Source organism: Streptomyces sp. P3 (genome assembly GCF_003032475.1).
Lineage (GTDB): Bacteria > Actinomycetota > Actinomycetes > Streptomycetales > Streptomycetaceae > Streptomyces.
In genome coordinates this window covers 8,885,830-8,907,632 of record NZ_CP028369.1, presented here as the reverse complement: position 1 = coordinate 8,907,632, position 21,803 = coordinate 8,885,830, and the positions used below count along the sequence as shown (strand labels likewise).

The window sequence follows — 21,803 nt, the reverse complement described above, 5'->3', positions numbered from 1 at the left end:
GGGTTATGGCGATGCCACCGGGTTGCGGTGGCGCTCATGGTGATCCGTGTCCGACGGGGCCCGGTAGCCGTCAGGCCGGTGAGAAGACGTGATCGCTGCTGAGCCGGGCCGCGCCGATGACTCCGGCGGTCGGCCCCAACTCGCCCAGCACGATCGGCAGGTTGCGCGTGGCCAGCGGCAAGGACTGCCGGTAGACCTGGGTCCGGACACTGGCCAGCAGCGTGTGCCCTAGCCCGGTCACACCGCCGCCGATCACCACCAGCCCAGGATTGAAGAAGCTGACAAGCCCGGCGATGACCTGCCCCAGACGCTCCCCGCCCTCCCTGATCAGCTCCAGAGCCACTGCGTCCCCCGCCGCCGCAGCAGCCGACACATCCGCGGCCGTCAGACGCCCGGCCGTCTCCAGGCGAGCGGCAAGCTCCACCGACCGGCCCGCACGCGCGGCCTCCTCCGCATCAGCGGCCAACGCGGCACCGCTGAAATGCGCCTCCAGACAACCTCGGTTGCCACACGCACACGCACGGCCTCCCGGCTCCACCAGGATATGACCGATGTCGCCGGCGCTGCCCGTCGTCCCCCTGTAGACCTCGCCACCGACCACGATCCCGCAGCCGATGCCGGTGCCGATCTTGATGCACAGGAAGTCACGCACGGAACGCGCCACGCCCGCGTGCTGCTCCCCCACGGCCATCAGGTTCACGTCGTTGTCGACCATGACCGGACAGCCCAGTTCCTGACTGAGCGCCTCCCGGACCGGGAAGCCGTCCCAGCCCGGCATGATAGGCGGCGCGACCGGCACACCCTCCGGAAAGCGGACCGGCCCCGGGACCCCGATGCCGGCGCCGTCGAAGTCCTCCGCGACACCGGATGCCTTCAGCTTGGCGGCCAACGACAGCACCTGCTCGAAGACCGCCACCGGGCCGTCCCGGACATCCATCGGATGATTCAGATGCCCCAGGACCTCCAGCTCCGCGTTCGTCACGGCGACATCGATCGACGTGGCGCCGATGTCGACGCCGAGGAAACGCAGCGTCGGCGCGAGCCGAATGTTGTGCGAACGCCGGCCGCCCCGTGAGGGGGCGAGTCCGTCCGCGACGACCAGCCCCGTCTCCAGCAGACGGTCCACCTCGACAGCCAGCTTCGAACGCGACAGGTCTACTAGATCACCCAGCTGGGCACGGGAGTTGGACCCGCTGTCACGCAGCAGACGAAGCAGCCGCGCCTGATGCGTGTTCTCAGGTCGGGCAGTCATACGTCTCACGAACCCCTCCCTTCCCCGCGCCCTTGGCTGGGGATCCAGGCCCCTGCCTCCGTCGGCGGAGTCGTCCGGCTTCTGGTAAGGAACGTAGCAGCGATTTACTGAACCGAGAAGAACTTAGGAACAGATCCGCAGATCTTTTCCCACTCCCAGGACAAAGTCCGGATGGATGTCCACTTGGAGCCATGCACGAGGGTGACGGAGCCGGGGAGGCAGGCTCAGGCCCGCCGAGCAGCGGCAAGGGCAGCGCCAGGCTCGTACGCTGTGGAACATCGGGCCGGGGGCAGGCGCCCCAGAACACGCGTCATCGCCATCGACACACTCTCGGGCAGGGCTTGATCCGCTTTGACGGACATCGGAGATCAGGGGTTCTGCCCCGGGGGGATGTCCGTCATGGAGAGCATGGGAAGCAGAAGCCTCGGCCTCGCCGTTCGTTCACGCCGGAGTCCAAGGCTGAGATCGTCGAGCTGTCCCGCGCGGTGACCGCTCGGTCGGTCAGATCTTAGATTCAACCGGTCAGAGCAACAGTGCTGGTTGAGGGCGGTATACGTGGCGAGATTGGGTCGGCCGGGGATGTTTGATGAGATGAAGGCCGACCTGTGGCGGCGGTGGAGGTCCGGGGAGTCGATCAGCGTCGTCTCGAGACAGATCGGCAAGCCGCCCGGCTCGGTGTTCACCGTCCTCAAGCATCGGAGGAATCGCTCCCGCGCCTCGCAGGGCACGCGCTGGAAGCCTGACCTTGAGTGAGCGGGAGGAGATCTCACGCGGGCTTTGCGCCGGCCGTTCCTGCCGGGCGATCGCCGGCCTGCTGGGGCGTGCGGTGTCGACGATCAGCCGTGAGGTGGGCAACAACGGCGGACGGGACGTCTACCGGGCAATCGCTGGGCAGGAACGGGCACTTGACCGCGCCCGGCGCCCCAAACAGTGCCTGCTCGCCGCCAGACCGGCGCTCAGGCAGACGGTCCTGACCCTCCTCTGCGAGGAGTGGTCACCCGAGCAGATAGTCGGCCACCTCCGTCGCCATCACGGCAGTGACCGGAGCGCTCGGCGTCGCCCGGATCGCCCGGCAACTGCGCGACTGGACCACCGCCTGACCCGGTACGGGACCAATCGCAGAGGCCGGAGGGCGAGCGGCAGGCCCGCCTGCGGCAGGGCGGTGCATCCAGGTGCCCCGCAAAGGGTTCGACCAGGTGAGGAAGGGCACGCCCCCTGCCCCGCAAAGCGCGGGCGGACCCGTAATGCCGGGACGAAGCACCAGCGGTCCGGCTGGAGTTCGAGCTCGACGGAGCGTCCTGGCGCGGGGCCGGTGAGCCGGCCGAGGTTGCGCCAGAGGTGGAACCAGTCGGCGGCTTGGACCGCGGGTGGGTGCCCGATCCTGGCACCCTCGGCGAAGAACGGGGCACGGTCACGCGGACGACCGCGATGCCCGGGTGCTCGGCCAGCCCCCGCGGGCCGGTGTTCGTCACGCACCGTCGTCCGGGGCCGGGCAGCCGAGGCGATCGCCGAAGTCACCAGCCTGCTCGCACCCGGCGACGCCCGGCGTTGATCCACTCAGTCAGCCGGAACACCGGCCCTCACACGCGGTGGGGTATGGGCGAGGATCGCCGCCTTCGGCGACCACACCTCGGCCGTCGACCGCGCGTCGCGGGCCCCGATGCGGGAAGGTCTTGTCCGTTCACAACGGACGGCAAAAAGCAAAGGCAAGGAGGTTACCCACTCCTTGCCACTCTCAACTTATAGCGCAAGGGGGGCCTTGCGGCAAGGCCCCGGTCGTGGCGCAGAATCGTCGACCGAGGCCAGAACTCAGGGAAATCAGGGATTCGCGAAGTACGTGCGCCTTTCTCGACTGTGGGTTCCGCGGGAGGTGAATCCGCCGGTGGGACTCGCGGTGTGGTTGCGGGCTCGCGCCGCGGAGGTCCGGGTCTGCGCGCCGCCGGACGGCGGAGGTTGGCCTGGCTCTTGATCTGCCGCCGGTAGCCGGGCTCGTCGGCCAGCAGCACCACCCGCCGTGCAGCCGCCCGGACCAACTTCCACAGCCCGGGCGGCCGAGCCCCGTCCCGATCTGCCTCACACCGTCTTGTCCGTCCCCGAGTGGCGGTGCTGGCGTCGTGGACTCCGCAACCAGCCCTAATGCCCGGCGGTACGTGTGGTGAGGTCTTCGTCCGTGATGGGGCGGGCCACCCGGCAAGGGGTTCCGACCGCGACGGTCATGGGGGGAATGCTGTGACTGACGACGCTGCCGGCGCCGATGACCGACCCATATCCGATGCGAACGCCTGGCAGGACCACCGCGTTGCTACCGATCCACACCTTGTCCTCGATCACGATCGGTTCCGAGAACCGTCCGAAGTCAGCGCGTCGTGAGGGATGCACCGGGTGTCCCGTCGTCGTCAGTGTCACGCTGGGCGCGATCATGACTCCGTCGCCTATGCGGATGTCCACGTCGTCGACGAACGTGAGGCTCACGTTCCCGAAGAAGTCGTCGCCGACATGGACGTTGCTGCCGAACCCGGCGTGGAACGGCGGCAGCAGCACAGTGCGTTCACCGACGGAACCGAAGATCGCGACGAGCAGCGATCGCCGCTTCTGCGTTTCGCTCGGTGGTGTGTGGTTGTACTCGAAGATCTGCTCGGTGCGGCGCCGAGGACCCTGGAAGGCGGCCTCCGACTCGGTGTACACAAGCCCCTTGGCGATCCGGGCCAGGACTTCTTCCTCGTGATCACGTGTCACTGCGGAACGCTCCCTTCGTCCAACTCCTCGGGCTCACGCCCGGCGCGCCCTGGGTCGACCGCGCGCATCCCGAGCGTACGTGCCCCGCGAAGAGACCATGATCTCGGTCAGCGCCTGATGGGACCTCGCGGGTCATGCGCAGGTTTGGCAGTCTTCCTCGCCGGAGTTCGCGCTCACCAGTGATTTCGAAGCCGTGGCGTCGGTAGAACCGGACCGCGCGTTCGTTGTAGTCGGAGGCCCGCAGGTATACACATGCAGACTCAGCCCAGGTGAGGAACTCGGTCACTCGGTCATCATGCGGCCACCGATTCCGTGGGCCCTAGGCATCGTTCAGCCGGGTGATGAGGGTGCGGCCGATCCGCTGGAGTTCTTCGTCGTGGTCGATGCTCTGGAATCTGCCGCCCCGCCGGGGCAGGGCCAGTTGCTCGCGGAGCAGGGGCAGGGCGGGCGCCGCGAGGGGGCCCATACGGTCCAGGCAGGCCACGACGCGGTTGGCCGTCGCGGGGTTCTCGGCCATGGCCTGCAGCAGGGTGTCCAGGACGGCCGGTGCCTCGGCCTCACCGCCGATCTCCCACAGAGCGGCCGCGCACGGCACCCGCACCCATTCGTAGTCGTGCGCCAGGAGGCCTCGCAGGCGCGGCAGCGCCACGGAGGCGGGTGGGCCTATCTCGCCGAGCAGTTCAGCCGCGTCACTGATGCGGAAGGTGATCGGGTCGTCGAGGAGGCCGAGCAGGAGCGGCATGACCTCGGTCAGGTCTTCGCCGACGGCCCACAGGGCGGCGACGGCGGCGGGCCGTACGTGTGCGTCGGTGGCGGTGGTCAGCCACCGTATCGTGTCCAGCACTTCGGCTGACGCCGGGCCGAACGCCCCCAGTGCCTTCAAGGCTGATTGCGTGACGCCCTGCTGCTCATGGCGCACCGCGGCGCCGAGCGCGTCCACCACTGCGGGAACTGCGGCCGGGTCGCCCAGCGCGGCCAGCGCGGCCAGGATCGCGTTGGCGCTCATCTCGGTCCACTGCTGGGAGAGGTCGATCCGGCGCAGGTGGTCGCTGAGCCGGGGCACCAACTGGTCTGCTACCTGCGGCAGATGACCTGCGACCTGGACCGCGCGCCAGGCGTCGGCGTCGCCGTCCAGCGCGGCCAGCAGACTCGGCACGGCACGCAGGTCACCGAGGCGCGCCAGGGCCCGGACGGCCTCCTGATGGCTTCTGCGCAGCCGCGCCTGCGGTGCGGCCCACACATCGAGGCCGTGGGCCGCGCGTTGGGCGTCGATATGCGCGGCGAGTGCCTCCCGGGCCGGGGCGGCGATCGGGTGGCAGGCCTCGATGACGGCCGCGGCCTCGGCGGCGACCTCCTGGTCGGCCGTGGTGAGCTGGCCGGCGACCAGCAGGAGGAGCCGGGTGTGGTCTCCGCGCCAGGTTCCCATCAGCTCCCCGCTCATCCGGACCGCGTCCAGGCGCGAGCCGGGGTCGGGGCTGCTCAGCTGCTCGGCCAGCAACGCGGTCCGCTCGGGCGCCCGGGCCCCCAGGGCTTCGTGGAACGTGCGCAGCAGGGCGGTGGTCGGTGCGTACACGCGCGTGTGCCGCTCGAGCCCCTCGAAGGCGGCGACGATCTGGGGCGCAACGGTGTCCGTGGGCATCGCCGGACGGCTCGGGGCCGGTGCGATCGGCTGCACGGGTAGGGCGCGGGCGGTCTCGCGCAGCAGTCCCACGGCGGCCGGTACGACGTCCTCGCCGATCTCGTCCGGGGCGCAGCGGGCCCGCTGGACCAGGGCCGCGAGCCGAGTCACCGGGTCCTGCGCCGGGTCGGCGGCCAGCCCGGCGAGCCAGTCCGTCACCCGGTGCGCGGCCGCAGGCAGGCGCAGTGCGAGGGTGGCCGCCGCCTCAACGGTCCGCAGCCGCGCCGCGATACCTTGCTCGGCGGCCAGCCGCTCGCGCAGCACGGCGACGGCCCGGTCGGCGTCGTCGAGGAAGAGCCCGAGCCCACCGATCGCGGCCAGGCGCACGTCCGGGTCGCTGTCGCGGGCGAACTCGGCGAACTCCCCACCCCGCTCGCGCAGGAAAGCGACGGCCTGTGTGCATCCCGTCGGAGGGTAGTACTCGATCTCGGCGCCGTCGTCCTCGAAGCCCCGGTCCAGGGCCTCCCGGCCGATGCTGACCATCAGGGCGACGACGGCAGCCCGGTCGGGCGTGGCGCCGTCCGCGGCCAGCTCGCACAGGAAAGGCAGGCTGGCCGCCGTGGGCGGATACACACTTCCCTGATGGTGGACCGCGCCGTAGAAGCGCTCGAGGGCCTTGCGGCGCTCCTCGGCCTCCGGAGAACGCAGTGCCCACAGGAGCGTCGGCACCTCCTCGGCCGTGCCGTACGCGTGCTCCATCGAAGCCCAGTCGATGTCATGAAGTCCCTCGAACATGATCCAAACCATGCCAGGCAGCACTGACATTCAGCTTTTCCGGTGGCTTCCCGGGAGGGCGGGGCCGGACGACACCATCGGCGGTGACGGCCGGCCAGTTGGAGAGCCGACGGCGGGCGGGGCTGCTGCCGCGTCACCGGCGCCACTGGTTCCAGCGCGGGCAGGGATCGGTGGTGGATGCGGTCGACCCGGTCGTGATGAGAGCGCGGCAGTGGGGCAGGGGCGGGACCGGTGGATGGCGGTGCTGGAGTGATTCGCCGGCGGCGGTTCAGGTGCCGGAGCCCTCGGTCGGCTCCGTGCGTGACGCCCTGGTGTGGGTGCCGGAGGGATCGGTGATCGCCGCGAGCACGGCGGCCGGGATCGATACTTCGAGTTGCTCGCCTTGATCGACAGTGGGCCCGCTCCCGAAGGTCTGGCGCACCCGGTCGCGTAGTCCGTCACGGCGCTGCGGGCCGTCACCCGCAGCGGTGCGAGGGAGTAGGTGGTCTACGTAGATCTGCGGATGTCCGGTGCTTCCCTCAGCGGCACCATGGCGGGCATGACCACGCCGGAAGCGCCGCTCCCGAACCTCAGCCGGGTGACGGCCGACAGGGCCGCCGCTCTCTGGACGGTCAGAAGGAAGTACGTGCCCCAGGTGGCCTCCGCCCACGGGGGTGGGCACGACAGAGCGGAAGAGTTACGGAACTTTCGGCGAGAGCACCTCCACGGTGTACTTTTACGCGCAGGTTCAACGGGTGGCGGCACTCGAGTCCGGCGAGGTGGTCCTCGACCCGTCCTGGCGGGCGGACACCGAAGAGGGAGCCAGGGGCGCCCGGCGCGACACGCTGACCACCTGCGGCTGCGTGGTGCTGATGCTCGCGGTGGTCATCGCCGTCGCCCTGCTGTCGGCTTGAGCCCGAACGAGGGGCGCGCTCCCCGGCAAGTGCCGGCTTCTTCCGCAGACGACGTTCTCGTCTCGCGTGACGTCTGTCGGGGCACCTCGGACGGCGTGTTCAGCTCGCGGCCTCCCCCTCCCCCACCGGCGCGCGGATGGTCCCGTCCCACTCCCGGATCCTCCAGGTCGCAGTCACGGCCTCTTGGTGGCCCGGTGGGCGAAAGCAGGCGGGAGGTTCGCCCACACCGCTTTCGAGCGCTCCAGCCGGTCGAAGCGGCAGGCGAGTTCGGCGGTGAAGTGACGGGCGGGCGGGGTCCAGGCCGCGTGCAGATAGGCGAAGGTGGTGAACCGGCCGCCGGGCGCGAGGACTTCGGTCACGGCGTCCAGGATGTGCCGGCGCCGGTCCTGCGGCATCACCGTCCACGGAAGCCCGGAGACCACGGCGTCGACCGGTTCGCCGACCACGGCGGCCAGCTCGGCGGCCGTGTCCTGGACCACGGTCAGCCGAGTGTCGCGCCGAGTGGCCGAGAGCCGGGCCGCGAGCACCGGGTTGAGCTCGACCGCGACGAGCCGTGCGCGGGGTGCGAGCCGGGCGAGGATCGCGTCGGTGAACACCCCGGTTCCCGGGCCGAGTTCGGCGACGAGGCGGGCCTGCTCCAGGCCGATGCCGTCGGTCATCGCGTACGCCAGCCGCCGTGAGCTGGCGGCCACGGCGCCGGTCATGAGGGGCCGTCTGAGGAACTCGGTGGTGATCGACATGCCGGCCATGCTGGAAGAGCTCGGGGTGGCCGCACGTCGTATCCCCGGCCGGTGTCCGTACGACTGCGGGAGGACCCCGTGACGCCCGCCAGGACGATGCCGGGGAGCGGGCCCCGGTCGTAGCGTGAGGCGGTGCAACGGCTGATCGAGACACTCCCCCGTCTGCGGCGTGGGCATCCGTGGCTGGCGGACCTGCTGCTGGTCGTACTGGTGGCCGTGCCCCCGGTGATCCGTCCGCAGCCGGGCTGGCGGCCCGTCTGGGTGCAGGCAGGCGTGTACATGGCCCTGGTGCTGCCTCTGCTGTGGCGCCGCCGCCGGCCGGTGCTCGTCGCGGCTCTGGTGACGGCCGGGTTCTGGGCGCAGTACCTCGGCCAGGTGTGGGGGCAGGAACCGGGGCGCGGCGCCGTCGCCCTGGCCGCGGTCCTGGCAACGCTCACGGTGCGCGGCCTGCGCGGGGCGGCCGCGGCGACGGTGCTCTGCGCCGCGGGCTGTGTCGTGCTGTGGATTCCGGACTGGCAGCGGGACTACGGGGGCCCGGGCGCGCGCGGCGCCTGGCTCACCCCGCTCGCGGTGGGCCTGCTGCTGGCCGGGGCGTGGGTGTTCGGTGAGTACGTCCGTGCCCGGCGCGCCTACGTCGCGGAGTTCGAGCGGCGGGTCTCGCTCGCCGAGTCGGAGCGCCTCGCGCTGGCCCGGGTGGCCGTCGTCGAGGAGCGGGCGCGCATCGCCCGCGAGATCCACGACGTCCTCGCGCACAGTGTGAGCGTGATGGTGCTGAACGCGGAGGGCGGCAGGCTGATGCGGCACGCCGACCCCACCGTCGTCGACCGGACCCTCGGCGTCATCAGCGCGACCGGTCGCGACGCCTTGGGCGAACTGCGCCGACTGCTGGACGTGCTGCGCGCCCCCGACACGAAAGGTTCAGCCGACGGCCCCGGACCCGGCCCCGGATCCGGTGGGTGTGTGGACCGAGAGTCCCTCTCGGGCGATCTGCGGCGGCTGGTCGGGCGCCTCAACACCAATGGGACGCGCGCCCGGCTGGACCTGCGCGGAGAGCCGGGCGGCCTTCCGGCGGATCTCACCGTGCACGCGTACCGCATCGTGCAGGAGGCGCTGACCAACGTCGTCAAGCACGCGCCGCCGAACGCCACGATCGACGTACGGGTCGACACCGGCGCCGAGGGGCCCGGTCGGCTGGTCCGCATCCGGGTGGAGAACTCGGCCGGAGCGGGAGCGGCAACCGTATCGGAGCACCCCGCTCGAGAGCTTTCCCGTGGTCACGGGCTCGCCGGCATGCGCGAACGCACCGCCCTGTGCGGCGGGAGCGTCGACGCCGGACCCACACCCGACGGGGGCTACCGGGTCACCGCCACTCTGGGTCCCACCGGGCCCGAGTCCAGCGCGGCGACCCCATGAGCGGCCCGACCCCGACCCCGACTCCCGCTCCGGCATCGTCCCGGGTGCTGATCTGCGACGACCAGGAACTGATCCGAATGGGACTGCGCATGGTCGTCGACAGCCAGCCCGACCTCACCGTGGTGGGCGAGGCCGCCGACGGCCACGCGGCGATCGCGGGCGTGGCCGCTCTGGAGCCGGACCTCGTCCTGATGGACGTACGCATGCCCGGTCTGGACGGGCTGGCCGCGACCGAACACCTCTGCGCGCAGGCCCATGGGCCCAGGATCCTTGTCGTCACCACCTTCGATCTGGACGAGTACGCCTACGCGGCTCTGCGGGCCGGTGCGAACGGCTTCCTAGTCAAGGACGCCCCCGCCGAGGAGATCCTGGTGACCGCCCGGGCGGTGCTGCGGGGTGAGGTCATGGTGGCTCCCTCGCTCACTCGGCGCCTGGTCGAACGTTTCGTCCTCGATTCCCCCGCGCCCGTGCCGGCCCAGCGCAGTCGCCTGGCGGCGCTCACCGACCGGGAACGGGAGGTCCTCGTCCTGGTCGCGCGGGGGCTGGCCAACGGCGAGATCGCCGGCCGTCTCTTCGTCGGAGAGACGACCGTCAAGACCCACCTCGGCCGCATCCTGACCAAACTCGGCCTCCGCGACCGCATCCACGCGGTGATCTTCGCCTACGAGAGCGGGCTGATACGGGCCGGGGACTGAACGGCGACGGGCAGAGCGCCAGGCGGCCCGTATCGCCGTGGTTGCACAACTACCTTTGATAGGCCCCGCTTTGGCGGGCGTCGCGTTGTTCGTGGACGCCAGTCAAGGTCCCAACGCGTGACGTGCAGTCAGTGTCGGAGTCCAGCCACCGCAACGTGCTGACCGGCAGCGGTAGGGGTCCTGCTGTCCATTTCAGCCATATCTCGGCTGATCCTGCCGTTCGAAGCCAGAGGTTCCGAGGATCGCCGCGACCACCGGACCGCCCGACCTCAACACGTCCGCCACGAAGCGTCCTCGCCCGACCCCGAGCCGCCGCAGCGCCCGCCCGTGGTCGGCCGCTACGACCACAACCGCGCCGAGGAGCATCACCCGCCAGCCCGCCAGCAGGGGCCGCCGGGCTGCGCGCGGCAGCTCCGCGACGGACACGCGCAGCCGCGCGCAGTGGAACGGGACATGCCTCTCCTCGTCTGCCAGGATGCGGCCCGCGACCTCCGACGTCAGCGGATCGTCGGTCCCGTCACGCAGCGCCCGGTAGTAGCGCAGGGCCACCACCTCCGCGACCATCAGAAGCAGCAGCTCCGTCTGCAACCCCGGCACGCGACGCAGTCGCGCGAAGGCCGTGTCGCTCCAGTGCCCGGCCTGCGTCGTCGCCCCGCCCGCCCTGAGCAGCAGAGCGAGGAGCCTCGCGTGGTTCTGCTCCTCGGCGACGAACAGTCTCAGCGCTGCCGCGTACTCCGGATCGCCCGCCGCGTCCGCCTTGGCGAACAGGGCCGAGCTGTCGCCGTCCTCGCCGGCTTGGAATCGCTGGACGCTCGCCCGCACCGCCGGGGGCAGTGAGGCGCCCGCCTCCCAGCGTGGGTCGGGCCGGGCTGCGCGGCGGTCCCGTTCGGTCTCGAAGTGACGGGCCCATTCGGCGAATCCCGATGCGCTCATTCCGCTCTCTTCCATCCCCCGCCCCGCCTGGACGGGGCGGGGTCTCCTCGGCCGTGGGGACGCGGCGGGGGAGGGCACAGTTCCCGTCCCGAACCCGTTACCCGAAGCGGCGGGCGGAGATGCCGGTGATCGTCCTGACTGCTGGCCGGCGGCGCGGGAGCACCGGAGCGCCTGCTTCTGCCCGGTGTCCTACGGCAGTCGGGCCCGGCACCACGCAGCCCGGGAGGCGCGAAGAGTTCCGAGGGTGGCGGGGTCCCTGAGGGGCTGAACTCACCCGAAGCGCATACGAGTTCTCCCAGCGCTCCCCAGCACGCCTCGCCTAGCGCGGACGACGGGGCGGACGACGCGCGGCGGTCTCGGCGCCCTCCACCCAGTGGAGGTACCAGCGTGCGAATCCGACCGGCGTCCGGGGTTCGCCGAGTGGGCGGAACTCACCACCAGCCGGGCGGTCGTCCGCCCACACACGGCCACTCTCCGGGCCTGTCAGGACGAGCCAGTCGCAATAGCCACAGCCCTCGTGACTGAGCCTCAACGCACCGCGCGTGACCCAGTCGAGGAGTTCGTCACCCGCGGTCATCCAGGCGCTGTACGCCGCGAAGTACGCCTCTTCTTCGTTGAAGCCGGACAGCAGTGGCTGCCTGTCATCGTGCTCCGCCAGAACCTGCCACCGTTCCCCCTCCGTCAGAAACGGAAGCCGCAGGTAGTCGTGGCGCAGGTGGCGGTCCACGTTGCTCCACAGCCATCCCGCGTCCGTCCGGCGCAGGATGCTGAGCCCGTATCCCGGCCCCGCACCGCCGGCGCTGACCTCGAGCAGGAAGCCACGGTATTCCGCTGGCAGCGAGACACCCCACTGGGCCTCCGCCTCGGCGACCTCCGGCTCCGACAGCGGATCCGCGAACCGGAAGTGATGACCGGATCCCCCCGCCAGGTCCCAGGCTCCGAAGACCTTCTGTGCCTCATCTACGTGGGCCAGCGCCTCTACCCTCTCTCGGACCCCACTCCACATGGACTTCTCCCCCATGAACCGAACTGTAGGCCAGGGCAACGGCGCTCTCACCCATTTGAAGGTGTTCCCATTGCGCTGCCGTTCCTCGGCGGCCTCGTACCGTCGGCGTTCGTCGATGCCTTCGTCGACCGCGGCGGAGAAACCGGGCGTTTGCGCGGCAGGGCTGACCGGTACGGAAGCTGACCGATCCGTCATTCGTGAGGTGGGCTTCGTCGGGCGGACTCCGTGAGCCGTTCGGCGAGAGCTTCGACAAGCCCGCGGAGCTCATCCGGGCGTTCGATGACGAAGGGCCGGTCCAGCGAGGCGAGTACAGCAGGCAGCCAGTCGAGCCGGTTCACACGCAGTTCGACGCGGAACCAGCGCTCGGTCTGCGGATCTGCGCCGTGCGGGCACGTCAGTTCCTCCACGATCGCGACGCCGGCGGGAAGCCGGGTGCGGATGTGCTCGGGCGTTCCCTGGATCCGGAGGGTCACCTCGTGCTGGTACGGGGCAGTGGCGAACCCGGTCAGGACGCGCTCCGCCGGGTCGAGTCCGGCGGGTGGTTCGAACGAGCCGGGCAAGGCCCTCACACCGGTGATGCGATCCAACCGGAATGTCCGGTCCTGGCCGGACGTGAGATCCGCAGCCGTTACGTACCACCGGCCCGAGTGGGCGACGAGCCCGTGCGGGTGCAGTGTGCGTTCGCTGCGCCGGCCGTCGGCGGCGGTGTACCGGATCGAGATCGGCCGGTGATGGTTCACGGCGTCGGCGATCGGGAGCAGGACCGTGGAATCCGGGACGGCTGTCTCGCCGGGCGGGGTCGTGAAGGCAAGGGAGCCGAGCACGGCGTCGAGTGTGAGGCGCAGCCGCTCGGGCAGCACTCGCCGGATCTTGGCCGCCGCTGTCTCGCTCGCCGCACCCGTGGCCGTCATCAGGCCTGCCCGCCGGCCCGCGAGCAGGCCGAGCAGCACGGCGAGCGCTTCGTCGTCGCTCAGCATGAGCGGAGGCATGCGGTAGCCGGGGGCGAGCCGGTAGCCGCCGTGGCGGCCGCGCACCGATTCGACGGGCACGTCGAGGTCGAGGAGGTGGTTGACGTAGCGCCGCACGGTGCGTTCGTCGACGCCGAGCCGGTCGGCCAGTTCGGTCACGGTCCGGATGCCTCCCAACTGCAGAAGCTCCAGCAGGGTGAGCACACGGGCGATAGGGCGAGGCATGCCCTGAAGTCTTCCGCATATACCGGGCGGGTTCCGCCCGGTATTCGTCGTAGCGTGCGACCAGAAGCACCGACCTGCACCGATCTGCCAGGAGAAGAGCCATGGATTTTGTCTCTGTCCGCGTCATCACGGGCGACGTCGCCCGTCTCGTCGAGTTCTACGAGCGTGCCACCGGCGTATCCGCCACCTGGTCCACCGACGACTTTGCTGAGCTCAGGACCGCCTCGGCCACCCTCGCGATCGGCAGTACCCGTACGGTCCCTCTGTTCGCGCCCGGCTCCGCCCGCCCGGCCGACAACCACAGCGTCATCCTTGAGTTCCTTGTCGACGACGTGGACAGCGTGCACCAGAACCTGATCGGTTTCGTGGAGGACTTCGTCAACGAGCCCACCACGATGCCTTGGGGCAATCGCGCACTCCTGTTCCGCGATCCCGACGGCAACCTCGTCAACTTCTTCACCCCAGTCACGCCGGCCGCCGTTGAGAAGTTCGCTCGCTGAGAACTACACGGCCGCCCGGAAGCCGGCCTGCTGGAGGGCGGCCAGCATGTGGGCGCGGTCAGGCAGCTCGTTGGAGTGCAGCGCAGCCACTCCTGGGCTGCCGCTCCAGCTCCATGTCGCGGAGTTCGTCCTCGGCTTCCGCGGCTGCGGCTGCGGCTTCGGCGGCGAGCTCGTCCTGGACGGCGGCGTCGGCGGCCGGGTCGTACGTCCTGCCGGTGGTGGCGGGCAGCTGCGCGATGCGTTCCCACTCTGCGACTTCGGCGGGGCCGCGTTCGTCGTCGGCCAGGTCTTCGCGGTCGCGGTCGAGGTGCTGATGCAGCCGGGCGTCCTCGAGCCCGGCCGCGGCCTCAGTCGCGGTCATGCCGGTGGCGCGCCTTCGGACCGAGCTGCGGCCGACCTCCGCCCGGTCGACTGGCTGGCGGGGCGCGGCCACGCCGGGCGCGGGAACGCAGGGACGGCGACCGGATCAGGGCGCAGGGATGCTCGCACAGGCCTCTCAATCGTCACGGAAAGGACGGGGTATCGGGCACCGCGTCTCGGGTGCGGCGGTCACCGATGAGCCGAAGCTCAGCAGTTGTCACCGGCAGAGCCGGATGACGTGGTGCATGAGACCGAATGAAGCAACGTGGTTGTCGCCGATGAGGCACGCGGCTTGTCGCGCAAGATCATTCAGGGGCCTTTCTCTCACCACTCCCGCGACCAGCGGCGCGAGGGGTGCGCTGTCGTAGACGTTCTCCCTGCGGCCCGTACAAGATCAAATACTCGACCGGTCCGCCGGATCCGGCGTTCGCGACTGCGTGGGGGATGCGGGTGTCGAACTCGGCGGCGTCGCCGGAAGCCAGGACGAGGTCCTGGTCAGCGAGTGCGAGCCACAGCCGCCCGTACAGGACGCACAGCCACTCGTAGCCCTCGTGGGAGACCTGACGTGGCCGCGCGGGCGGCCCTTCAATGGCAGGCAGGACATGCTTGTGGGCGTGCAAGCCGCCGACGTATCGGGTGAGCGGCAGCACCACCTTGCTGTCGCCGAAGCTCAGCGGCGCCGAGGTGCGCGGCTCGACCGCTGGGACGGGTGCGATACCGGCCAGCTCGTCCAGCGAGACGCCGTACTCCTTCCCCAGCCGCAGCACCACCTCCAGGGTGGGCTTGCGCCGGCCGGTCTCGATCCGCGACAACGTGCTCGGTGAGATGCCCGTCGCGCAGCTGATACCGGCGAGCGTGGCGCCGTGCTGCTCGCGTGCGGATCGCAGCCTGGGCCCCATCGCCGCCAACGTGCCGTCCGCCTCGTCGACTGCCACCGTGACCGTTCCTTCCGACCGCGCCGCTCCACCGTCCGTCCTGCGAGTTTGCCAGGATGGCAAGTCCGATCGCATCGGGTGGGCGCCGCGCCGCATGATCGATGGGTAGCCGCGTCTGCCCGCGAACCGAGGAGAAGCCCCCATGCAATCCGAGCCGACCGCCGAACTCCGCCACCGCACCGTCGGGGCCCCGGCCGGACGCCTGCACCTGGTCGAGCAGGGCGCTGGCCCGCTGGTCCTGCTCGTGCACGGCTTTCCCGAGTCCTGGTACTCCTGGCGCCGCCAGATCCCGGCCCTCGCCGCGGCCGGCTACCGGGTGGCAGCGATCGACGTGCGGGGCTACGGCCGTTCTTCCAAGCCGGAGGCGACCGGCGCCTACCGGATGCTCGGCCTGGTGGAGGACAACGTTGCCGTCGTGCACGCCCTCGGCGAGGAGAACGCGGTGGTCGTCGGCCACGACTGGGGTTCCAACATCGCCTCCGCCTCCGCCCTGCTCCACCCCGAGGTCTTCCGCGCCGTCGGCCTGCTGAGCGTTCCCTACGCGGCGCCCGGCGGCCCCCGCCCCACCGACGTCTTCGGCCAGATCGGCGGCCCTGAGCAGGAGTTCTACGTCTCCTACTTCCAGGAGCCGGGCCGCGCCGAGGCGGAGATCGAGCCCGACGTCCGAGGTTGGCTCGCGGGCTTCTACGCGGCCCTGTCCGCCGACACCATGCCCGCCCAGGACGAACCCGACCCGCACTTCGTTGCCCGCGCCGGCGGCCGGCTGCGCGACCACTTCCCCACGGGGGTCCTCCCGGCCTGGCTGAGCAAGGACGACCTCGACGTCTACGCCGACGAGTTCGAGCGCACAGGGATCACCGGCGCACTCAACCGCTACCGCAACATGGACCGAGACTGGAAAGACCTCGCCCCGCACCGCGGAGCCCCGATCAAGCAGCCCGTCCTGTTCATCGGGGGCGCCCTGGACGCCTCCACCACCTGGATGGCCGACGCCATCGACGCCTACCCCACCACCCTCCCCGCCCTGGCCGCCTCCCACCTCTTGGACGGCTGCGGCCACTGGATCCAGCAGGAACGCCCCGATGAGGTCAACAGCCTGCTGACCGACTGGCTCGCCACCATCCACGGCTGAGTCAGGCGGGCTACCTGGGTAGCTTGGCGTTCGTTCGGGGTGGGCGGCGGTGACGTAGCGCGTGGCGGTCTGCTCGGTGATGCCGAACAGCCGCATCAGCCTGAGCGGGTCGGCGATTTCGGCCGCCTCATTGAGAATGCGGTCTCGTCTCAGGCCCCTCAACTGAGCCCGCGGGGACGGGCCCCGCACCCCGTCAACGCTCCTCCGGAACCCGCGTGCTCCACATGGAGGGCGGTGTCCGTCGCACTCGCTTCCGGTGCTGCCAGGATGAGGGCCGCGTGGGAGGGCGACACGGCGATGCTGAGGTCCCGTACCCGGGGCGCCGTCCGAGGATCCGTTGATTCCGTGATCTCCGTCGGTGCCCGACTGTAAGAAGTGCGGCCGGTCCGTGCCCTCGCTGGTGTTGTCGTAGGCGTTGACATGGGCGAGGCAGTACGCGGTGCTATACGCCACCTGCCTGTAGGTATCCGAGAACAGGGCCAGAACGAAAGGAACGGAAGGCGCCGCCGGTACTCGGCGAAGGCGGGACGGGGCCGCATCCTCCACCCGTGGTCAGCGCTTCTGTCCCGCGCCTCAGACGAGCAGCACCCGGCGTCGTACCGATCGCACCGAGCCACTGCCCGAAGCCATGCCACCACCGCGCGGTAGATGGCTTCGGCTGGTCAGGCGCCGGAACCAGCTACGCGCTCTGGGTCAGCAGACCGGCGTCGATGACCTCAGCGATGAGGGTGGCGCCGCGGCTGTTCTGGTGGATGTGGTCGGTCGTGAGCACGAGACCTCGCCGCCGCGAGATCGTGTCGAGGCTGCGGCGCAGCACTGCGTGCTGGACGAGGACGCCGACGCCCTCTGCGGGCGTCACCTCCCGGTAGGAAATCGGCGGCGGGTCCGCTTGGCGCAGTTCCTCGATCTGGCGTTCGTGGAGCGGCAGGTAGGCCACCTCGTCGGTGGCGGCGACCTCGGCGATCATCCGGCTGTACGCCTGCGATGCCTGTGCCGCTGCTGCGTCGAGTTGTTGGCCGAGTACCGGTAGCGACAGCAGACCGATCGTCGCGTCGGTCTCCGCTCGCAGCCGTGCGACGACGGCTCCCAGGCACTGTTGGAACCAGCCTGCCGACGGGCGATCGGGGAGCTTTTTGCGCTTCATGGCCTGCTCGACGGGGTAGCCGGCAAGGCTCGCTCGGGCGTCGTTGGTCCCGATCAACACGGTGATCACATCGGGTGGGTTCGTGACGACAGCGTCAAGGCGCTGCAAGAGGTTGTAGGCGAAGTCGCCGTTGGCGCCGAAACGGGCAAGCCGCACGTCGCCGGGAGGGAGGCGTCGTCCGAAAAGTTCCAGGTAGTCGACGCTGAACTGCGCGCGGGTGAGGCTGTCGCCCAGGCAGGCGATGCGTGTCGTCACGGCGCTTCCTCCGTGGGTGTGCCGACGCGTTCGATCGGGCCGGTCCGGATGCCGGTCCGAGGACGGTGGTCGGTGCCGAGGGGCGCAGTGATGGCCAGGATGGACGTCGGCCCCTCCATGTCGACCACGTGCCATACCCCGGCCGGGTTGATGGTGGCCTCGCCCGGCCCGAGCAGAACGTGGTCCTGCAGCCCGTCCACGTCGCGAGTGACCGTCACGGACCCGCTGAGGCAAACGACCAGCTCGTCGCCTGCAGGGTGGCTCTCCCAATGGTCTCCGAGCCCGTCGCCGTCGAAGATCATCACCATCCGACCCTCGGTGCCGTCTGCCGCGACCGCGGCGCTGTAGGCCTGGAGCGCCTCCGGGTCCCAGGTGAATCCCTCGACGGGTTTCGCTCTCGATCCCAGTCCGAGGTGCACGGGGGTGGTCCGCAGGTCCATGGCATCGCGTTCGTGGTTGACGAGTCTCATGCCGACGATCGTCCACGACAGCGATCGGGCGGTCTTGAAGAAAAGGGAAGAGAAGCCGACGCGAAAGGCACGCGGTTGGCGGCTACCCGGCTCCGAGGAGGACTTCGCCGCGACGCCAGGCCGTCGGCGATCGGCCCGTGAACTCGCGCCAGTCCCGGACGAGATGGGCCTGGTCGGCGTAGCCGGAGACGGTTGCCAAATCGCCCCACGGGGGCGCGTCCTGCGCCGCCGCCAGCTCGTGCGCGTGCTCGAAGCGCAGGACTCGGGCGACGGTCTTCGGCGACAGGCCCACCTCACCGCGAAACCTCTCGGTGAGGTACCGACGGCTCCAGCCGAGTTCCGCGGCGACCGCACCGACCTGGACGCAACCCCGCGCGGCGACGAGACGGCGCCACGCCTCGGCGACCTCGGGGCGCACCCGACGCGCAGGGTCGCCACAGGCCCCACGGCCGACAGCTCGGAGGAGCAATTCGTCCAGCGCGGTGAACCGCGCCGCCCATGTCGTCGCCGATCGGAGCCGGTCGACCAGCTCGACGGCAAGCGCTCCGAGAAGCTCGTCAAGTGGGACCAGCCGGTGGGCGAGCTCGGCGGACGGCATGCCGTAGATGGCGCGGGCCCCGAGCGGTGTCAGCGATACCCGGACACCTTGCTGGCGTCCGTCGTGGTGAACCGCGACGGACCGGCACATCAGACCGCCGGCCACGCTGCCGAATCGGGTGACCGGTGACCCGTCGTCAACGCCCGCCGCCACCTCCAAAGGATCTGACAGGCTGATCACCGCGTTGAGCGCGCGGCCCGGCGGGCCGCAATGCACCCCCGTCGGAAACCCGCGGAGGTCGAAGCCGACATAGGAGTCGACGTACTCCCGCAAGACGGGCGCCGGACGTGCACCGATCCCGGTGGCCATGTGGTTCAGCAGCGGTGCACTGTACGTCTCCCGCCGTCCTTCGGCGAGTTCGTACGGGATGTTGCGCTGGTTCTCGTCGAAGAACCGCTGAGGGTCCCGATCCGCCACTAAAGCTCCCTAACTCCCCTGACATGCACCGCAGTTACCCGTTCGCAGGCTACAGGTGGGGTCTGACAGACCCCCGTACACCTTCGCCGGCAGCGGCGAGTTCAATGGCGACGGCGTCCACGACGCCGTCAGCGACGATGCCACCGGCATCTTGTGGCTCTACCCTCGCACCGCCCCGCTGTTCGGCACCCGCCAACAGATCGGCAGCGGCTGGTAAGCACCCCTGTGGCCCCGGGACATGGCGATCCACACGACACCCGCCCCGGGGCGGTATGTTGCGACCTGGGTTCGCTCCAGCAGTAAGTACCCCGCCGCCAAGAGCACGGACGGTCGGCAGGGCCAATTCGCCGGCCGCGCCCTGGTCAACGCCCGCCTCTCCGAGATCTGCACCTTGCGACCTCGTCGCCTCAACGAAGGAACCCACTCCTTGTTCCCCATACGCGACGCCCGGCGACGCCTCGCCGCGGCCGTCACCGTCGTCCTCGCCCTCACCGCCACCGGCGCCGCCCTGCCCTCCCCCGCGACGGCCGCGCCCACCGCCGGCCTCGCGGCCACGGGAGCCGAGGGCCAGTCGGTCGTCGCCTTCCCGAAGGGGAACGTCATCACCGGGGCCACCGCCTCGGGCTACCTGACCCACAACCCGGCCACCGGCCGAAGCTGGCTTCCCGCCGCGGGCGGCGCCCCGACGAAATGGCCGTCGAGCTTCACCGTCCTGGGTACCGGGTCCGGCGACCTCGTCGCCACCTACGCCGCCCCCGCCAACACCACCGGCATGATCACGGACATGGCGACCGGATCGGTCGTCTACTCCTACTACCCCGGCCCCTCCACCTCCGGGGTCACCTTCGCAGGCGCCGCCGGCCTCTGCCTCTTCACCACCCTGGACAACGCCGCGGGCGGCAAGACGCTCCGAATGCACACCAAGGACATGCCGCTGCGCACAGTGCCCGGCCTTCCGGACACGGCCACCGAGGTGAAGGTCGCGCCCGCCACCGCCGCCCACGCCCAGGTGACCTACGCCACCGGCACCGGCACGGACACACGGCGCTTCCTCGGTCTCCTCGACCTTTCCGCCGGCACCGTGACCGAGACCTACGAGCTGCCGGCCGCCGACGTGGGCACGGACATCGCGGCCTCGCCGACGCGCGTGGCGTGGGTCGAGTACGACCCCACGTCCGACGCGGCGTACGAGGCGACGGTGGCCGTCACCGACCGCTCCACCGGAACGCGGCAGCACATCCCCGTGGGCAAGGTGCGGACCAAGGGCGTGGAGATCGGCCTGCAGGGCGACTGGGTGACGTACGGCGGCCGAAGCGCCCTGGACGCCGACGGCACGTACTCCTCGGACGCGCTGACCGCGTACGACCTGACGAGCGGCGCCACCCACAAGCTCCTCGACCACCTCACCTCCGCCGCCACCGCCCCCGACGGCACCGTGTTCGCGCGCGGCGGCACGGTCGCCGACAACGAGGGCGTGTACCGGATCGCGCCCGGCCAGGACGGCCTCCCGGCCGCGACCCTGGTCGCCGGCACGGGCGAGCCCACCCGGGTCACACTGACCGGCTCCAACGTCCCCACCGTGATCGACCTCGATCCACGCGGCGGCGATGCGGCGATGGCGTGGCAGCTGTCCCGGAAGAACGTCTTCGTGACGCTCGCACTACGGCATGTCCGCACGGGCAAGACCGTCACCGCGTACTTCACCCGTCCCCTGCAGTCGTCCGTCACCTTCAACTGGGACGGCGAACTGGGTTCGCCGGAGCGAGGCAACGCGTACAACGGCGCCTACACCTGGACGCTCGTGGCCAAGCCCCTCAACGGCATCGGCCCCGACCTCACGTCTTCAGGCACGTTCACGGTCGTGCGCACCGCCAAGCCGCACGACTTCGACGACAACGGCGCGCCGAACGTGCTCGCACGGGACGCCACCGGGCGTCTGTGGAGCAGCGACACCTATTACGACCCCTACAACCCTGGGCAGTTGGCGGAGCACGAGAGAAGGCTCATCGGACCGGGCTGGAGCATCTACAACCAGCTCGAGGTCGCCGGCAACGTGGGCGGCTCCCAGCACGCCGACCTGATCGCCCGTGATGCCAGCGGTGTGCTGTGGCTGTACCTCGGCACCGGCGCCGGCGGCTTCTCGAGCCGCACGAGAATCGGCGGCGGCTGGCAGATCTACAACAAGATCACCGGCGGCAGCGACTACACCGGGGACGGACGGCCCGACCTGCTCGCCACCGACACCTCCGGGGTGCTCTGGCTCTACAAGGGCACCGGCAACTACGCCGCTCCGTTCGCGACCCGGACGAAGCTCGGCAGCGGCTGGGGCGCCTACAACAAGATCACCGCTGTGGGGAACGTCGGCGGCACCGCCGCGGGCGACCTCGTCGCCCGGGACGCCGGCGGTGTGCTGTGGCTGTACCTCGGACACGGCAACGGCACCTTCGCCTCACGCGTCAGGATCGGCAGCGGCTGGAACGTCTACAGCGACCTCGTCGGCATCGGCGACGCCGACCACGACGGCCGACCCGACCTGCTCGCATACGACAAGAGACAGAACATGACGTACCTCTACCGCGGCACCGGCAACTCGTCGGCACCGTTCGCAACGCGGATGTACTACACCCCCGACAACCCCACCGTCGCGTACAACCGCCTGGCATGACACATGCCTGATCGCCGCGCAGCCCGTGTCCAGAGTTGACGTTCAAGGCCCGA

The 21,803-nt window shown here is 70.5% G+C and carries 20 protein-coding genes; 8 read left to right on the top strand and 12 right to left on the bottom strand.

Going from position 1 to position 21,803, the window contains the following annotated elements; genetic code table 11:
• Nucleotides 1-70: 70 nt before the first annotated feature.
• Nucleotides 71-1,252, bottom strand: a complete 1,182-nt coding sequence (locus C6376_RS39635; protein ID WP_107447950.1) for an ROK family transcriptional regulator — start codon at nucleotides 1,250-1,252, stop codon at nucleotides 71-73.
• Between the two features lie 745 nt (nucleotides 1,253-1,997).
• On the opposite strand from C6376_RS39635, the gene C6376_RS46620 reads away from it, so the two are divergent.
• Complete coding sequence (locus C6376_RS46620) at nucleotides 1,998-2,804, top strand: helix-turn-helix domain-containing protein (protein WP_216825656.1); 807 nt, start codon at nucleotides 1,998-2,000, stop codon at nucleotides 2,802-2,804.
• Between the two features lie 581 nt (nucleotides 2,805-3,385).
• Here the strand turns inward: C6376_RS46620 and C6376_RS39620 are convergent.
• Nucleotides 3,386-3,988 carry a sugar O-acetyltransferase gene (locus C6376_RS39620; RefSeq protein WP_107447948.1) on the bottom strand — a complete coding sequence of 201 codons (603 nt, stop codon included), beginning with the start codon at nucleotides 3,986-3,988 and terminating at the stop codon, nucleotides 3,386-3,388.
• 319 nt (nucleotides 3,989-4,307) lie between these two features.
• Nucleotides 4,308-6,401, bottom strand: a complete 2,094-nt coding sequence (locus tag C6376_RS39615; RefSeq protein ID WP_254076261.1) for a HEAT repeat domain-containing protein — start codon at nucleotides 6,399-6,401, stop codon at nucleotides 4,308-4,310.
• Between the two features lie 734 nt (nucleotides 6,402-7,135).
• Here C6376_RS39615 and C6376_RS39610 point away from each other — a divergent pair.
• Nucleotides 7,136-7,294, top strand: coding sequence for a hypothetical protein (locus C6376_RS39610; protein WP_159083402.1), 159 nt, complete (start codon nucleotides 7,136-7,138; stop codon nucleotides 7,292-7,294).
• Between the two features lie 173 nt (nucleotides 7,295-7,467).
• Here C6376_RS39610 and C6376_RS39605 read toward each other — a convergent pair whose 3' ends face one another.
• Nucleotides 7,468-8,034 (bottom strand): class I SAM-dependent methyltransferase, encoded by a 567-nt coding sequence (locus tag C6376_RS39605; protein ID WP_173985819.1) that lies wholly within the window; start codon nucleotides 8,032-8,034, stop codon nucleotides 7,468-7,470.
• Between the two features lie 132 nt (nucleotides 8,035-8,166).
• Here C6376_RS39605 and C6376_RS39600 point away from each other — a divergent pair, with 132 nt between their 5' ends.
• On the top strand, nucleotides 8,167-9,447 hold the full coding sequence (locus tag C6376_RS39600; protein WP_107447943.1) for a sensor histidine kinase: 1,281 nt from the start codon (nucleotides 8,167-8,169) through the stop codon (nucleotides 9,445-9,447).
• Nucleotides 9,444-10,142 carry a response regulator transcription factor gene (locus C6376_RS39595; protein WP_107447941.1) on the top strand — a complete coding sequence of 233 codons (699 nt, stop codon included), beginning with the start codon at nucleotides 9,444-9,446 and terminating at the stop codon, nucleotides 10,140-10,142. Before C6376_RS39600 ends, C6376_RS39595 begins: the two co-directional genes overlap by 4 nt.
• Nucleotides 10,143-10,334: 192 nt before the next feature.
• On the opposite strand, the gene C6376_RS39590 is transcribed toward C6376_RS39595, so the two are convergent.
• From C6376_RS39590 to C6376_RS39580, 3 genes are all read right to left on the bottom strand, one after another.
• Entirely contained in the window at nucleotides 10,335-11,075 is a 741-nt protein-coding gene (locus tag C6376_RS39590) for a ferritin-like domain-containing protein (RefSeq protein ID WP_107447939.1), read from the bottom strand.
• 319 nt (nucleotides 11,076-11,394) lie between these two features.
• Nucleotides 11,395-12,096 (bottom strand): SMI1/KNR4 family protein, encoded by a 702-nt coding sequence (locus C6376_RS39585; RefSeq protein ID WP_107447937.1) that lies wholly within the window; start codon nucleotides 12,094-12,096, stop codon nucleotides 11,395-11,397.
• Nucleotides 12,097-12,272: 176 nt separating this feature from the next.
• Complete coding sequence (locus tag C6376_RS39580) at nucleotides 12,273-13,274, bottom strand: YafY family protein (protein WP_107447936.1); 1,002 nt, start codon at nucleotides 13,272-13,274, stop codon at nucleotides 12,273-12,275.
• A gap of 101 nt (nucleotides 13,275-13,375) precedes the next feature.
• Here C6376_RS39580 and C6376_RS39575 point away from each other — a divergent pair, with 101 nt between their 5' ends.
• Nucleotides 13,376-13,774: a VOC family protein gene (locus C6376_RS39575; protein WP_107447935.1), complete on the top strand. Its 399-nt coding sequence runs from the start codon at nucleotides 13,376-13,378 to the stop codon at nucleotides 13,772-13,774.
• Between the two features lie 58 nt (nucleotides 13,775-13,832).
• Here C6376_RS39575 and C6376_RS39570 read toward each other — a convergent pair whose 3' ends face one another.
• Nucleotides 13,833-14,135 (bottom strand): hypothetical protein, encoded by a 303-nt coding sequence (locus C6376_RS39570; protein ID WP_159083401.1) that lies wholly within the window; start codon nucleotides 14,133-14,135, stop codon nucleotides 13,833-13,835.
• Between the two features lie 304 nt (nucleotides 14,136-14,439).
• Nucleotides 14,440-15,069: a helix-turn-helix transcriptional regulator gene (locus C6376_RS39565; protein WP_107447931.1), complete on the bottom strand. Its 630-nt coding sequence runs from the start codon at nucleotides 15,067-15,069 to the stop codon at nucleotides 14,440-14,442.
• 142 nt (nucleotides 15,070-15,211) lie between these two features.
• Here C6376_RS39565 and C6376_RS39560 point away from each other — a divergent pair, with 142 nt between their 5' ends.
• Nucleotides 15,212-16,201, top strand: a complete 990-nt coding sequence (locus C6376_RS39560) for an alpha/beta fold hydrolase (RefSeq protein WP_107447929.1) — start codon at nucleotides 15,212-15,214, stop codon at nucleotides 16,199-16,201.
• A 679-nt stretch (nucleotides 16,202-16,880) separates the two neighbouring features.
• Here C6376_RS39560 and C6376_RS39555 read toward each other — a convergent pair.
• The 3 genes from C6376_RS39555 to C6376_RS39545 form a co-directional block, all read right to left on the bottom strand.
• On the bottom strand, nucleotides 16,881-17,600 hold the full coding sequence (locus C6376_RS39555; protein WP_107447927.1) for a GDSL-type esterase/lipase family protein: 720 nt from the start codon (nucleotides 17,598-17,600) through the stop codon (nucleotides 16,881-16,883).
• Entirely contained in the window at nucleotides 17,597-18,070 is a 474-nt protein-coding gene (locus C6376_RS39550; RefSeq protein ID WP_107447925.1) for a cupin domain-containing protein, read from the bottom strand. The genes C6376_RS39555 and C6376_RS39550 overlap by 4 nt, the downstream gene beginning before the upstream one ends.
• An 82-nt stretch (nucleotides 18,071-18,152) precedes the next feature.
• The gene (locus C6376_RS39545; protein ID WP_173985962.1) at nucleotides 18,153-18,989 is read right to left on the bottom strand and encodes an AraC family transcriptional regulator; all 837 of its coding nucleotides are present in this window, start codon (nucleotides 18,987-18,989) and stop codon (nucleotides 18,153-18,155) included.
• Between the two features lie 151 nt (nucleotides 18,990-19,140).
• On the opposite strand from C6376_RS39545, the gene C6376_RS44185 reads away from it, so the two are divergent.
• A complete protein-coding gene (locus C6376_RS44185) occupies nucleotides 19,141-19,302 on the top strand; it encodes a hypothetical protein (protein ID WP_159083400.1) in 162 nt (53 codons plus the stop codon).
• A gap of 210 nt (nucleotides 19,303-19,512) precedes the next feature.
• Nucleotides 19,513-21,750: a VCBS repeat-containing protein gene (locus C6376_RS39540; protein WP_107447924.1), complete on the top strand. Its 2,238-nt coding sequence runs from the start codon at nucleotides 19,513-19,515 to the stop codon at nucleotides 21,748-21,750.
• Nucleotides 21,751-21,803: the final 53 nt, after the last annotated feature.